This is a genomic window from Caulobacter sp. GW822-FHT01G02, assembly GCF_058802865.1.
In genome coordinates this window covers 42,262-56,785 of record NZ_JBXAON010000007.1, presented here as the reverse complement: position 1 = coordinate 56,785, position 14,524 = coordinate 42,262, and the positions used below count along the sequence as shown (strand labels likewise).

10 protein-coding genes are annotated in these 14,524 nt (G+C 68.0%); all 10 read left to right on the top strand.

Annotated elements, in window-relative coordinates; all coding sequences use genetic code 11:
- Nucleotides 1-8 precede the first annotated feature (8 nt).
- The 10 genes from kdpA (at nt 9) to AC1RNC_RS19785 (ending at nt 14,524) form a co-directional block, all read left to right on the top strand.
- On the top strand, nt 9-1,718 hold the full coding sequence (kdpA, locus tag AC1RNC_RS19830; RefSeq protein WP_492888009.1) for a potassium-transporting ATPase subunit KdpA: 1,710 nt from the start codon (nt 9-11) through the stop codon (nt 1,716-1,718).
- Nucleotides 1,719-1,737: 19 nt separating this feature from the next.
- Entirely contained in the window at nt 1,738-3,807 is a 2,070-nt protein-coding gene (kdpB, locus tag AC1RNC_RS19825) for a potassium-transporting ATPase subunit KdpB (RefSeq protein ID WP_492888008.1), read from the top strand.
- Nucleotides 3,808-3,948: 141 nt separating this feature from the next.
- Entirely contained in the window at nt 3,949-4,653 is a 705-nt protein-coding gene (locus AC1RNC_RS19820) for a TorF family putative porin (RefSeq protein ID WP_492888007.1), read from the top strand.
- 12 nt (nt 4,654-4,665) lie between these two features.
- Nucleotides 4,666-5,244, top strand: a complete 579-nt coding sequence (kdpC, locus tag AC1RNC_RS19815) for a potassium-transporting ATPase subunit KdpC (RefSeq protein ID WP_492888006.1) — start codon at nt 4,666-4,668, stop codon at nt 5,242-5,244.
- A complete protein-coding gene (locus tag AC1RNC_RS19810; RefSeq protein ID WP_492888005.1) occupies nt 5,245-7,947 on the top strand; it encodes a DUF4118 domain-containing protein in 2,703 nt (900 codons plus the stop codon).
- Nucleotides 7,948-7,951: 4 nt separating this feature from the next.
- Nucleotides 7,952-8,635 carry a response regulator gene (locus tag AC1RNC_RS19805; RefSeq protein WP_492888004.1) on the top strand — a complete coding sequence of 228 codons (684 nt, stop codon included), beginning with the start codon at nt 7,952-7,954 and terminating at the stop codon, nt 8,633-8,635.
- A gap of 365 nt (nt 8,636-9,000) precedes the next feature.
- A complete protein-coding gene (locus AC1RNC_RS19800; RefSeq protein WP_492888003.1) occupies nt 9,001-11,415 on the top strand; it encodes a TonB-dependent siderophore receptor in 2,415 nt (804 codons plus the stop codon).
- A gap of 64 nt (nt 11,416-11,479) precedes the next feature.
- Nucleotides 11,480-12,784, top strand: coding sequence for an MFS transporter (locus tag AC1RNC_RS19795; protein ID WP_492837305.1), 1,305 nt, complete (start codon nt 11,480-11,482; stop codon nt 12,782-12,784).
- 25 nt (nt 12,785-12,809) lie between these two features.
- Nucleotides 12,810-13,874, top strand: coding sequence for an LLM class flavin-dependent oxidoreductase (locus AC1RNC_RS19790; protein WP_492888002.1), 1,065 nt, complete (start codon nt 12,810-12,812; stop codon nt 13,872-13,874).
- On the top strand, nt 13,871-14,524 hold the full coding sequence (locus AC1RNC_RS19785; RefSeq protein WP_492888001.1) for a cysteine hydrolase family protein: 654 nt from the start codon (nt 13,871-13,873) through the stop codon (nt 14,522-14,524). Before AC1RNC_RS19790 ends, AC1RNC_RS19785 begins: the two co-directional genes overlap by 4 nt.

Below are 14,524 nucleotides of genomic sequence, written 5' to 3'. Positions count from 1 at the left end.
CACATCCCATGAATTGGCAAGGTTGGGCGGAAATCGCCCTGACGCTGGGCCTGGCGGTCGCCATCGGCTGGCCGCTGGGCTCGTACATGTCTCGCGTCTGGAACGGCGAGCGCACCTGGCTTGACCCGGTGCTCAGGCCATTCGAGGCGTTCTTCTATACCGCCTGCGGCGTGGACTCCAAGAAGAGCCAGAGCTGGTGGAGCTACGCCGGCGCGCTGCTGGCGTTCAATTTCACCGGCTTTCTGTTCGTCTACGCGGTGCTGCGCCTGCAGGGCGTGCTGCCGATGAATCCGCAGGGTTTCGCCGGACTTTCCGAGCATCTGTCGTTCAACACGGCGATCAGCTTCGTCACCAACACCAACTGGCAGAGCTATGGGGGCGAGACGACGATGTCGACGCTCAGCCAGATGCTGGTGCTGACCACCCAGAACTTCGTCTCGGCCGCGACCGGCGCGACGGTGGCCGCCGCCCTGGCGCGCGCCTTCACGGCCAACCGCGGCGAGGGCGTCGGCAATTTCTGGGCCGACCTGGTCCGCACCACGCTCTATGTGCTGCTGCCGATCTCGTTCGTCGTGGCCGTGCTGCTGGTCGCCTTGGGCCTGCCCCAGACCCTGTCGGCGGGCGTGACTGCCCACACGATGGAAGGCGCCGAGCAGAAGATCTCGCTCTACGCCGTGGCTTCGCAGGAAGCCATCAAGATGCTGGGCATCAACGGCGGCGGCGTCTTCAACGTCAACTCGGCGCACCCGTTCGAGAATCCCACGCCGCTGACCAACCTGATCACGGCGATCTCCATCAACGTGCTGGGCTGGGCGGCCTTCTTCGCTTTCGGCCGCTCGGTCCTGGCCAAGAAGGACGTCCGCGCCCTGGTCCTGGCGGCCGCCGTGCTGCTGTTCGCCGGCGCGGCGACGATCTACGCCACCGAGACCATGACTCCGCCGGCTCAGCAGGCCGCCGGCGTCGAGACGGCCGTCAACATGGAAGGCAAGGAAGTGCGCTTCGGCGCGCCGGCCACGGCCGCCTGGGCCGCCGCCACGACCGGCGCCTCGAACGGCTCGGTCAACGGCATGCACTCCAGCCTGATGCCGCTGGGCGGCGGCATGGCGATGTTCCTGATGCACCTGGGCGAGATCCTGCCCGGCGGCATCGGCTCGGGTATCGCGGTCATGGTGGTCATGGCCATCCTGTCGGTCTTCGTCGCCGGTCTGATGGTTGGTCGCACGCCGGAATACCTGGGCAAGAAGATCGAAGCCCGCGAAGTGCAGTTGTCGATCCTGGCCGTCCTGGCCATCCCGGTCGCCACCTTGGGCTTCTCAGCCATCGCCGCGGTGCTGCCCGAGGCGCTGAAGGGCCTGATGCACAGCGGTCCCCACGGGATGTCGGAGATTCTCTACGCCTACACCTCGGCCACGGCCAACAACGGCTCGGCCTTCGCCGGTCTGACCGCCAACGCGCCCTGGTGGGACGCCACCCTCGGCGTGGCCATGGCTCTGGGCCGCTTCCTGCCGATCGTGGCCATCCTGGCCATGGCGGGCTCGCTGGTCGCCAAGCCCAAGCTAGCGCCGTCGGCCGGGACTCTGCCGACGCACGGCGGCCTGTTCGTCGGCCTGCTGGTCGGGGTGATCCTGATCCTGGGCGGCCTGCAATTCTTCCCTGCTTTGGCCCTCGGTCCGATCGTCGAGCACTTCCAAGTGCTCGCCGTGACCGCCGGCCACTGATCGCAAAGGCGATTACATCATGACCACCATTGAATCCCACGCCGGGGAGGGCCGGCGCAAGGCCGGCGCCCTGGCGGGCGGGCTCTCTCCGGCCATCATGACCCGGGCGGCCAAGGACGCCTTCGTCAAGCTGGACCCGCGCAAGCTCACCGGCAATCCGGTGATCTTCGCCACCTGGATCGTGGCTCTGCTGTCGACGGTTTCGGCCGTCGCGGCGATCGCCAGCCACCAACCGGCCGGCTTCGCTATGCAGATCGCCGGCTGGCTCTGGGCCACCGTGCTGTTCGCCAACCTGGCCGAAAGCGTCGCCGAAGGGCGGGGCAAGGCCGCGGCCGACAGCCTGCGCGCCACCCGGGTCACCACCAACGCCAAGCTGATCACCGACGAAGCCACCGGCGCCGTCACCCCGACCCCGGCCCACAAGCTGGTCCCCGGTTCGCTGATCCTGATCGAGGCCGGCGACGTCGTCCCGACCGATGGCGAGATCGTCGAAGGCATGGCCAGCGTCAACGAGGCCGCCATCACCGGCGAGAGCGCGCCGGTCATCCGCGAAAGCGGCGGCGACCGCTCGGCCGTCACCGGCGGCACCACGGTGGTCTCGGACTGGATCAAGGTCCGTGTCACCGCCCAGCCGGGCTCGACCTTCCTGGACCGCATGATCGCCATGGTCGAGGGCGCGGACCGTCGCAAGACGCCGAACGAGATCGCCCTGGCCGTGCTGCTGGCGGGCCTGACCCTGATCTTCCTGATCGCGGTGGTCACCCTGCTGGGCCTGGGCAAGTTCTCGGGCGTCAATCTGGACCCCATCGTGCTGGGCGCGCTGTTCATCACGCTGATCCCGACCACGATCGGCGGTCTGCTGTCCGCCGTCGGCATCGCCGGCATGGACCGGCTGATGAAGCACAACGTGCTGGCCACCTCGGGCCGAGCCGTGGAAGCCGCCGGCGACGTCGACACCCTGCTGCTGGACAAGACCGGCACCATCACCTTCGGCAACCGCATGGCCACCGAAGTGATCGCCGCCCCCGGGGTGCGTCCGGAAGCAGCGCTGCGCGCCGCCATCAGCGCCTCGCTGGCCGACGAAACCCCGGAAGGCCGCTCGATCGTCGAACTGGGTCGCAACCAGGGGATCGTCATCGAGGCGCCGCAGAACGCCACGTCGATCGCCTTCAGCGCCACCACCCGCCAGTCGGGCCTGGACGCCAATGGCATGTCCTGGCGCAAGGGCGCGGTCGACGCGGTCTATCGCACCCTGGCCCTGGATCCGAAGATGGTTCCGGCGGAGGTCACCGCCGCCGTCGATCGCATCGCCCGCTCGGGCGGCACGCCGCTGGCCGTCAGCGAGAATGGCGTCCTCGTCGGGGTCATCCACCTGAAGGACGTGGTCAAGCCGAACGTCAAGGAACGCTTCGCCGACCTGCGCCGCATGGGCCTGCGCACCGTGATGATCACCGGCGACAACCCGGTCACCGCGGCGGCCATCGCCTCCGAGGCTGGCGTCGACGATTTCCTCGCCGAAGCCACGCCGGAGGACAAGCTGCGGCTGATCCGGGAAGAGCAGGGCAAGGGACGCCTGGTGGCCATGTGCGGCGACGGCGCCAACGACGCGCCCGCCCTGGCCCAGGCCGATGTCGGCGTGGCCATGCAGACCGGCGCCCAGGCCGCTCGCGAGGCCGGCAACATGGTCGATCTCGACAGTGACCCGACCAAGGTCATCGAGATCGTCGAGGTCGGCAAGCAGATGCTGATCACCCGGGGCGCGCTGACGACCTTCTCGATCGCCAACGACGTGGCCAAGTACTTCGCCATCATCCCGGCGATGTTCGTGGTGGCCCTTCCGGCCCTGGGCGCGCTGAACGTCATGCATCTGCACAGCCCGCAGAGCGCGATCCTGTCGGCGGTGATCTTCAACGCCCTGGTGATCGTCGCCCTGATCCCGCTGGCCCTGAAGGGCGTCAAGTATCGCGCCATCGGCGCCGGCAAGCTCCTGTCGCGCAACCTGATGGTCTACGGCCTGGGCGGCCTGGTCGCCCCGTTCGCCGGCATCAAGCTGATCGACCTGATCGTCTCGAGCCTGGGATGGGCCTGATGCGCGGCCCGATCGTCCCAAATCCGATGGTCAGGGATCTGATCTTCGGGGTCGTGGCGATCGGGCTGGTCTTCCTGGTGGCCTTCACCGCCGCCTGATCCGCCAAAACACCCTCTATTCTGTTCTGAAAGAACGACCGCCATGACTAAGCTTGCTCTCCCCGCCCTGATCGCCGCCGCCGGCGTCCTGACCCTCTCGGCCGGAGCCGCCTCCGCCCAAGACGCGGCTCAGAAGCCCTTCACCCTCAGCTACAATGTCGGCGTCGCCTCGGACTACGTGTTCCGCGGCGTCTCGCAGACCCAGGAAGACCCGCAGGTGTTCGGCGGCGTCGATCTGGCCGCCGGCAAATTCTACGCCGGGACCTGGGCGTCCAATGTCGATTTCGGCGACAAGACCGACGCCGAGATCGACCTCTACGCCGGCTACAAGCCGACCCTGGGCGCGGCTTCTCTGGACTTCGGCGTGATCTACTACGGCTACGCCGGCGCGCCGAAGGGCGCTGACTACGGCAATGTCGAGTTCAAGGCCGCCGGCTCGATCCCGGCTGGCAAGGGCGCCCTGGGCGCGGCCGTGTTCTACAGCCCCGACAGCTTCGGCGCCGCCGACGAGGCCGTCTATTACGAGCTCAACGGCAGCTATCCGGTCATCGACAAGCTGTCGGTCTCGGCCGCCGTCGGCCGCCAGACCTACAAGGGTTCGGGCGACTACACGACCTGGAACGTCGGCGCGGCCTACGCCCTGAACAGCACGCTGACGCTCGACCTGCGCTACCACGACACCGACGAACACAGCTTCGGCAAGATCTACGGCAGCCGCGCCGTGATCTCGCTGAAGGCCGCCTTCTAAGGAGACGCCACCATGCTCTCGCATCTTCGTCCGGCCATCGTCTCCAGCGTCCTGTTCATGGGACTGCTGGGCCTGGCCTATCCCCTGGCCGTGACCGGCGTCGCCCAGGCGGCGTTCCCGGCCCAGGCCAACGGCAGCCTGGTCAAGGACGCCAAGGGGACGGTCATCGGTTCGTCCCTGATCGCCCAGGCCTTCAGCAAGCCGGAATATCTACACCCGCGTCCCTCCGCGGCCGGCAACGGCTATGACGCCTCGGCGTCCAGCGGCTCCAACATGGGCCCGCTGAACGACAAGCTGATCGAGCGCGAGAAGACCGACGCCGCGGCGCTGCGGGCCGAAAACCCCGGCGTGGCGATCCCGGCCGACGCGGTCACCACCTCGGGTTCGGGTCTGGATCCGGACGTCTCGCCGGCCAACGCCCGGTTCCAGGCGCCGCGTGTGGCCAAGGCCCGCGGCGTGCCCGTCGGCGAGGTCCTGGCCGTGATTGACGCCCACACCAAGGCGCCGCTACTGGGCTTCATCGGCCAGCCAGCGGTGAACGTCCTGGCCGTCAACCGGGCGCTCGACGCGCGTTTCCCGAAGGACGGTTAGTTGCCGACCGAGGATCGCTCCCACACCGAACCCGGGCGTCCCGATCCCGAGGCGCTCCTGGCCGCCGCCAACAAGGCCGGCCGGGGGCGCCTCAAGGTGTTTCTGGGCATGGCCCCGGGCGTGGGCAAGACCTATGAGATGCTGCGCGCCGCCCGCCGCCGCAAGGCCGAGGGCGTCGACGTTCTGATCGGCGTGGTCGAGACCCACGGCCGGCGCGAAACCGAGAGCCTGTTGCGCGGCATGGACGTCCTGCCGCGCAGGCCGATCGAGCATCGCGGCCGCGCCTATCTGGAGTTCGACATCGACGCGGCCCTGGCTCGCAAGCCCAAGGTGCTGCTGGTCGACGAGTACGCCCATTCCAATGCGCCGGGCTCGCGTCATCCCAAGCGCTGGCAGGATGTCGAGGAACTGCTGGCCGCGGGGATCGATGTCTGGACCACCCTGAACGTCCAGCATCTGGAAAGTCTGGTCGACGTCGTTCTGCGCATCACCGGCGTGCATCAGCGCGAGACGGTGCCCGACAGCGCCTTGTCGCGGGCCGACGATATCGAATTCGTGGACATCACGCCCGACGAACTGCGCGAGCGGATGGCGGCGGGCAAGGTCTACGTGCCCGAGACCGCGCGGCTGGCGGCCGACAACTTCTTCAAGGTCGAGAACCTCACCGCCCTGCGCGAGCTGGCCCTGCGCCGCGCCGCCCAGACCGTCGACGACCAGCTGGTCGCCGCCATGCGCGAGAAGGGCGTCGAGGGCCCCTGGGCGGCGGGCGAGCGGATCCTCGTCTTGGTCAGCGGCGACCCGATGTCCAACACGCTCGTGCGGGCCGGCCGCCGGCTCTCCGACATGATGATGGACGCGCCGTGGACGGTGGCTCATGTCGAGCGCACCGATCGCGCCCCGCCGCCGGCCCGTTGGAGCGCGCGCCTGCGTGAGGCGCTCAAGCTCGCGGAGCAGCTTGGCGGCCTCACGGTGGCGCTGAACGGCCATGACATCGTCGCCACGGTGATGGCCTACGCGCGGCGCAACAACGTCACCCAGATCGTCATCGGCAAATCCGTCGAGCGCAACTGGCGCGAACGATTGGGGCGCTCCCTGGCCGTCGCCCTGCTGCGCGAGGCCAGGGGCGCGGCGATCCACGTCGTCACCGAGGCCGCCCGCGACACGACGGACGTCCCCGTGGTCAAGAGCGAGCCTTTCGCCCGGAACAATTGGAAAGCCTACCTGACCGGCGCGGGTTTCGTGGCGATCGCCACGCTCGCGGCCTGGGGATTGGACACGGCTTTCGACCGGGTGGACCTGGGGATGATCTTCCTGGCCGCCGTCCTGGCGGCGGGCGTGCAGCATGGCCTGAGACCGGCCCTGGCGGCGGCGACGGTGGCGTTCCTCGTCTACAACTATTTCTTCCTCGCGCCGCGCTACAGCTTTCAGATCGGAGCGCCGACGGATTTCCTGACGCTCTTCGTGTTCTGGGCCGTGGCCTTGGCGACCGGCGGCCTGGCGGGGCGGGTGCGGGATCAGGCGCGAGGCTCGCAACGCCGCGCCGCCGCGGTCTCCACCCTCCTCGCCGCCGCCCGCACCCTGTCGGGCGCTTCCGCGCGTGAGCCCGTGGCGCGCGCGCTCGCCGAACAGGTCGCCGCCGCCGCTGGCGCGCGCGCCATCGTCCTGCTGTCGCGCGACGGCGAACTCGAACCCGCCGCCGGGGCGCCGAGCCTCGAGCCGCTGCAGGCCGCGCCCATGGCCGCGGCGCGTTGGGCGTGGGAGAAGGGCGAGGCCGCCGGCGCCGGCACCAGCACTCTGCCGCACACGGCCTGGACCTTCTGGCCCATGCAGGGCGCGCGCGGCCGGATCGGTGTCGCCGGTGTCGAGGCGGGCGCCATGGCTTCGGGATCCGACGAGGAGCGTCTGGTCCTGGGCCTGCTCGACCAGGGCGCCACCGCCTTGGAGCGCGCCGAACTCGCCGCCGAGGCCGTCGAGACAGAAAGCCTTCGGCGCGCCGATCGCTTCCGCTCGGCCTTGCTGAGCTCGATAAGCCACGATCTTCGCACGCCGCTCTCGACCGTACTGGGCGCGTCCTCGACCTTGCTGAGCTACGGCAAGGCGATGGAACCCGATACGCGCGACGACCTCCTGGTCAGCATTGGCGAGGAGGCCGAACGTCTCAATCGCTACGTCGGCAACCTTCTCGACATGACGCGGCTCGAGGGCGGCGCCCTGCGCCTGCGGACCGACTGGATCGACGTGCGCGACGTCCTGGCGGCCGCCGCCGAACGGGTCTCGCGACGTCTTGGCGGCCGCGCCCTGACCCGGGACTTTCCGACCGACCTGACATTGGTCCAGGCGGACGCCAGCCTGCTCGAGCAGGTGGTGGTCAATATCCTCGAGAACGCCATCGCCTACAGCCCGCCAGGGGCGGCGATCGAGATGGCCGCCTACGAGGACCGGGGCAATGTCGTGATCAGCATCGAGGACGAGGGCAGGGGCATCCCGCCGGCCGAGCTCGAACGCGTCTTCGACAAGTTTCAACGCCTGGAAGAACCCACCGATCGCACCCAGGGGGTGGGTCTGGGGCTCTCCATCGCCAAGGGGTTCATCGACGCGATGGGGGGCCGCATCGCCGCCGCCAGCCCCATTCACGACGGGAAGGGCACGCGGATGCTGATCAGTCTGCCCAAGGCCATTCCCACCCATCACAATCTGCTGTGAGACCATGCGTCCGCGTATTCTGATCGTCGACGACGAGCCGCAAATCCATCGCTTCCTGGCGCCGGCGCTGACCGCCGCCGGCTACGATCCTCTTCGCGCCGACGACGGCGCCTCGGGCTTGAAGGGCATCGCGGTCTGGTCGCCGGACGCGGTCGTGCTCGACCTTGGCTTGCCTGACATGGACGGCAAGACGGTGCTGGAACAGGCGAGGGCCTTCTACGACGGGCCGATCATCATCCTCTCGGCCCGCGACCGCGAGATCGAGAAGATCGACTCGCTCGACCGCGGCGCCAATGACTATGTGGAAAAGCCCTTCGGGGTGGGCGAACTGCTGGCGCGCCTGCGCGTGGCGCTGCGCCAGCGCCAGCGTTTCCCCGGCGGCGAGGCCGTGATCCGGGCGGGCGGGGTCGAGATCGACCTGGAGCGCCGGCTGGTCACGCGGGATGGCGAGATCGTCAAGGTGTCGCCGCGCGAATACGACCTGCTGTCGAGGCTGGCGCAGGGCCACGGCAAGGTATTGACCCACAAGGAGCTGCTGGTCTCCGTCTGGGGACCCGCGCATATGCACGACACGCAATATCTGCGGGTGTTCATCGGCCAGCTGCGTCAGAAGCTCGAAGCGGACCCGGCCCATCCCAAGCTGATCCTGACCGAGGCGGGCGTGGGTTACCGCTTCTACAGCCCGTGACCCATGCCCCGCAAAGCCCACCACCGAGCGCTATCTAGCCACGTCACCGAGGCGCACGCACGTCGGACTCGGCTCGACCCGCTGGATGATCAGGATCGACCGGGTTCGCGCGCCGCGAGCGGCTTGCGCGTCAGCCGGGTGGACGCTTTAAGGCCCGTGTGGTTCGCCTCCAAGCAAGTTTCGCGGTCAGCGAGCGGCTTTTACGAGCGCTGACGGCTCAACATCCATGCGAGCGCGACATTTTCAGTGAAATGTCACGCGCCAAACCTCGATGCCGGCCGGGACCGGCGGATGATCGTTTCGAGGCGTCGACCTGGGGATAACCGCCGCAGGCGGTGGGCGCGACGACCTCGAATGAGGACCGCATGTCGACCTATCGGCTACTAATGGCGGGTTGTTCCGCCCTAGTCCTGCTGGCGCAGACGCAGGCTGCTTTCGCTGACGAAACCACCACGCCGTCCGACACCGTCGACGAGGTGATCGTCAAGGCGCGTGACAAGGCGGGTCTGCTTGAGAAGCAGCCCAACAACACAGTCTTCGGCATCGACAAGCCGCTGCTGGAAACACCGCGCTCGGCCAGCTTCGTCAGCGACGTGACGCTGCAGCGTTATGGCATCGAGACGATCGACGGCCTGACCGCCGTGTCGCCGGGCACCTACACGGCCAGCTTCTACGGCGTGCCTGGCGCGCTGAACATTCGCGGCACCCTGGCCGAGAACTACTTCCGCGGCTTCAAGCGCATCGAGAACCGGGGGACCTACTCGACCCCGATCGGCGCGGCCGACCAGATCCAGATCGTGCGCGGTCCGCCGACCCCGATCTACGGCTCGGGCAAGGTGGGCGGGATGCTCAACTTCATTCCGAAGTCGGGCCGCAACGAGGGCGGCTATCTGACCGAGCCGACCGGCGAGGTCACCCTGACCTATGGCTCGTATAACAAGAAGAACGCGACCGCCCAGCTGGGCTTGCCGGCCAATTTCGGCGCGGTCACCGGCGGGATCTACTTCTATGGCGAGGTCGAGGACTCCCACAGCTACTACAAGGGGATCTATCCGCGTCGGCAGACCGGCGAGGTCTCGGCCGACTTCGACCTGGGCAACGGCTGGACGACGGCCTTCGGCGGCATGCTCTACCACTCCGACGGCGACGTTCAGACGCCCGGCTGGAACCGCCTGACCCAGAACCTGATCGACAACCAGACCTACGTCACCGGCCGCGACACCACGCTGAAGGACACGGACGGCAACGGCCGCCTGACGCCGAACGAGATCGGCTTCTATCCGTACTCCAGCGCCCTGTACCAGGCCTATTACGGGTTCCCGTCGACCGACGCCCTGCACACCCTGGACACCGGCGTCGGCACGACCAAGCTCGATCCGCGCACGGTCTATATCAGCGGGGCCGACTTCTCGAAGACCCGCACCAACACCTTCTACTACGACCTGGCCAAGGAACTGACGCCGGACAGCGCGATCAAGCTGCAGCTGTTCTACGACGACCAGGAGAACAAGCGCTTCGTCAGCTACGGCTATCCGGCCTGGTTCGACAGCAAGGTGTGGGAAGCGCGCGCGACCTACAACTTCGCCTACGATACCGGGATCATCACCTCCAAGTCGTTCGTCGGCGCTTCCTATCGCAGCTTCGAGGGCCGCCGCCGGGAAAGCTACAACAGCGGCCTGATCGCCCTCGACCGTCGCGACATCAGCTTCGGCGCGACGCCCACAGACATCATCGACAGCCCGTTCTCGACCGAGACCGGCGCCGGGGTGCAGGGCTTGCTCTGGGAGAATGACAACAAGAGCGAGTGGCAGCAGGCGGGCGTCTTCGCGATGACCGACATCATGGTCGGCGAGAAGCTGAACCTGATGCTGGGCGGCCGTTACGACGACTACGACGTCAAGTCGAACGATACGGGCTATCTCAGCTACCAGATCGCCGGCCAGCAGAAGGCCAGCAAGGGCAAGTTCACCTACAGCGCCAGCGCGACCTACAAGGCTCCGGCCGGGATCATGCCCTATATCACCTACGCCAAGGCTTCGGCCCTGGAGATGAGCCAGGCGGGCGACATCGCGCCGGGCCTGGTGGCCGATCCCAGCGACGCCTGGCTGTCCAACAGCGACCTGGCTGAAGCCGGTTTCAAGTTCCAGTGGCTGAAGGGCACGCTGGTCGGCTCGCTGGCGGGGTATCGCCAGAACCGCACCCAGCTGACCGGCATCACCGGCACCCCGACCGGCACGCGCGCCAAGGGCGTGGAGCTGGAAGTGCGCTGGCTGGCCAGCGAGAACTTCAGCTTCACCTTCTCGGGCAATACCCAGCACACGACCGTCAAGGGGCCCGACAACTCGTTCCAGTACATCCCGGCCTACACCGCCGGCGTGCCCGGCGCCCAGGCCTATGGCGGCACCTATGTCGTCTGGGCGTTCAGCAGTCTGCCGGGCCGCGCGGGCGACTACGACTACACCCTGATCCCCAAGTCGGTGGTCAGCCTGTACGGCGCCTACACCAGCGATGACCACGACTGGGGCAAGGTCGGCGGAACGCTGGGCGTGACCCACGTGACCAAGACCGCGGGCACCGTCCAGAACGCCGTGACCTATCCCGCCTACTGGCTGGCCAGCGGCAGCGTCTATTACGAATACGGTCCGTACACGGCCACGCTCAATGTCGATAACCTGTTCGACAAGCTCTACTTCACGCCCGACGCGGACAGCTACGCCAACCTTGGCGCGCTGCCCAGCAAAGGCCGCGAGTGGCGCGTGACCCTGTCCCGGAAATTCTAGTTCCCCCCGCGCGGCGCGCCCCGGCAGGGACGCGCCGCGAGCTTTGCATGGAGGCTCGATGGCGATGTCGACGATCCAATGGCGTTCCTGGACCCTCCTGGGCGCTCTTTCCCTTCTGCTGTTCCTGATCACCGCCTCGACGTTCTCGTCGCTGGGCGTGGTGCTGCCGGCCATGATCAAGGAGCAGCACTGGAGCTTCGCCTCGGCCTTCCTGGGCTTCACCTTACTTGGCGCCTTCTGTGGCGGCTCGTCTTGGTTGCCGGCCCTGCTGATCCGCAAGATCGGCGTGAGGGCCACGATCATCGCCGGCTCGGCCGTGATGATCGCCGGCTTCGTCTGCCTGACCCTGGCCCATGGGCTGCCGGTCTATCTGACCGGCACGGCCCTGCTGGGCGTTGGCTACCAGATGATGGCCTTGATCCCAGGCACGCACCTGCTGTCGATGCTGTTCAAGAAGCGCGCCCTGCCGTTCGGAATCTATTTCACGATCGGTTCGCTGGGCGGCGTCGTCGGACCCTGGATGGCCCTGGCCGGCATGGAGATGGCCGGCGGCGCCTGGCGGCCGTACTGGGCCTGGCAGGCTGTCGCCTCGGCGGTCGTCGGCGTCCTGGCCGCGGCCCTGGTCGGCGGCCGAGCCTGGCTGGAGAACGCGGCGGTCGAGACCGACAAGGCCGTGGCCGAAGAGGCCGCCGCCCAGCCCGCCAACGCCCGCGTCTACCGCACCACGGTCGACTGGACGGTGAAGGAAGCGATCCGCACCCCGCAGTTCTACGTCATCCTGGCGGCCTATTTCGCCCACCTGCTGGGCGGGGTCACCGCCGTCAGCCTGGCTCCCAGCCACTTCGGCGAGCTGGGCGTGGCCTCGACCGTGGCCGTGGCGGCGCTGAGCCTGGAATCCCTGATGCAGGTCGTGGCCCGGATGAGCGGCGGCTTGCTGGGGGACCGCGTCGATCCGCGCTGGCTGCTGGCCGGCGCGCAGGGGATGATGGCCGTCGGCCTGCTGGCCCTGGCCGGGGCCACGACTGGGCCGATGATGGTGGTCTTCGCCCTTGGAGTCGGCGTCGGCTTCGGCATGACCGTGCTGGCCGTCAGCATCCTTCTGCTGAACTACTATGGCCGTAAGAACAATCTGGAGCTCTTCTCGATGGTCTGCCTGGTCGGCGCGGTGTCGGCCCTGGGTCCCTTCATCGGAGGCTTCATGCGAGACCGTCTCGGCGGCTTCGCGCCGACCTTCCAAGTGTTCGCCGCCGTGATCGGCGTGATCTTCGTGGCCGCGTTGTTCATGCGTCCGCCGCGCAAGACCGTCGAAGAAACCACGGTCGCGCCCGTTCCGGCTCCCGCGCCCGTCCTGCTGCGCGACGCCGCCTAGAGTTTCGAGGATCAGGAGACAAGCCATGTTCCACCGTCCTTCCCAGCACAAGGATTTCGGGGTTTTCCTGCCGGTCGCCAACGGCGGCTGGATCATCTCCAAGACCGCCCCGACGCTCGACGGCCTCTATGCGCAGAACCGCGCGGCGGCCGTGAAGGCCGACGAGGTCGGCATGGACTTCGTCATGTCGATGGGCAAGTTCCGCGGCTTCGGCGGCGAGACCGACCACTGGGGCACGGCCCTGGAGTCCGTCACCATGATGGCCGGCATCGCCGAGGCCACCAAGACCGTGAAGATCTGGGCGACCATCCATCCGCTGCTCCAGAACCCGGCGGTGGCGGCCAAGATGATCGCCACCCTCGACCACATCAGCGGCGGCCGCGCGGGCCTCAACATCGTCGCCGGCGCCTATAAGGGCGAGTTCGACCAGATGGGGGCGTGGGACGACTCCATGACCCACGACGACCGCTACGCCCTGACCGAGGAATGGACCGCCATCGTCAAGCGCCTGTGGTTGGAGGACAGCGTCGACTTCCAGGGCAAGTACTTCACGATGAAGGACTGCCAGTCCAAGCCCAAGCCGCTGTCCAAGCCGCGTCCGGACCTGGTCTGCGCGGGGATGAGCGATCGGGGCTTCCAGTTCTCGGTGCGCGAGGCCGACATCTGCTTCATCGGCGGTCGCACGCCGGATGAGCGCCGTGACGCCTCGCTGCGGGCCAAGAAGGCGGCCGAGGGCATGGGCAAGACCATCAAGACCTTCGCCATGTGCACGGTGATCCACGGCGACACCGACGCCGAGGCCGAGGCCAAGGTCGAATACTATAAGAGCGGCGCCGACATGGGCGCCATCCTGGCCATGCTGGAAAGCTGGGGCGTGCCGGCCGAGAAGCTCTCGACCGTGGCCGCCGCCCAGGGCGCGTTCATGACCCAAACCGTGGTCGGCTCGCCCCAGACGTGCGGCGCCCAGATCGAAGAGTTCCTGCGCTACTGCGAGCTGGACGGGCTGATGATGATCTTCCCCGACTATGTCGAGGGGCTGACCATGTTCGGCGCGGAGATCCTGCCGGGCCTGCGGGCGGTGTTCTCGTGAATGCGGTGACGACTGGCGCTGGAGTCGTTGAAGGACTGGCCGGCTGGATCGCGCCGTCGCGCACGGCGGTGCTGGTGATCGACATCCAGGTGGACTTCGCCTCGCCCGACGGGGCCCTGGGCGCCTATGTCGACATGGCGGTCGTCCAGCCGGCGGTCGCGGCCGCCGAGCGGCTGGTCGAGGCCGCGCGCGGAGCAGCGACCCCCGTGGTGTTCGTGGGCCTTTTCACGTCGCCGGAGACCGACTCCTCCAGCTGGAAGGAACGCATGCGGCGTCGGGGCGGCGATCCTGACAACGAGAGCGCCCTATGCCGCGAGGGCGAGGTTGGCTCGGACTTCTACGGCCCCAAGCCCTTGCCGGGGGAGACGGTGGTGAAGAAGGCCCGCTACAGCGGATTCGGCGGCACGGATCTCGACGCGCGGCTCAAGGCCCTGGGCGTCGACACCCTGGTCGTGGCGGGCCTGACCACCGAGTGCTGCGTCGACAGCACCGTCCGCGACGCCTTCAGCCTGGACTACCATGTGTTCGTCGCCGCCGACGCCTGCGCCGCCTACGAGGCCGACATCCACGCCGCTTCGCTGAAGGTGATGGACCTCAACAGCGCGATCCTGACCGACACGGCCGCGATCGCGCGCGCCTGGAGCGCCTGA

What these genes read in the sequence shown, in the direction of transcription:
- kdpC (WP_492888006.1), top strand. Translation starts at nt 4,666, where the DNA reads ATGCTCTCGCATCTTCGTCCGGCCATCGTCTCCAGCGTCCTGTTCATG.
- AC1RNC_RS19820 (WP_492888007.1), top strand. Translation starts at nt 3,949, where the DNA reads ATGACTAAGCTTGCTCTCCCCGCCCTGATCGCCGCCGCCGGCGTCCTG.
- AC1RNC_RS19800 (WP_492888003.1), top strand. Translation starts at nt 9,001, where the DNA reads ATGTCGACCTATCGGCTACTAATGGCGGGTTGTTCCGCCCTAGTCCTG.
- kdpB (WP_492888008.1), top strand. Translation starts at nt 1,738, where the DNA reads ATGACCACCATTGAATCCCACGCCGGGGAGGGCCGGCGCAAGGCCGGC.
- kdpA (WP_492888009.1), top strand. Translation starts at nt 9, where the DNA reads ATGAATTGGCAAGGTTGGGCGGAAATCGCCCTGACGCTGGGCCTGGCG.
- AC1RNC_RS19795 (WP_492837305.1), top strand. Translation starts at nt 11,480, where the DNA reads ATGTCGACGATCCAATGGCGTTCCTGGACCCTCCTGGGCGCTCTTTCC.
- AC1RNC_RS19805 (WP_492888004.1), top strand. Translation starts at nt 7,952, where the DNA reads ATGCGTCCGCGTATTCTGATCGTCGACGACGAGCCGCAAATCCATCGC.
- AC1RNC_RS19790 (WP_492888002.1), top strand. Translation starts at nt 12,810, where the DNA reads ATGTTCCACCGTCCTTCCCAGCACAAGGATTTCGGGGTTTTCCTGCCG.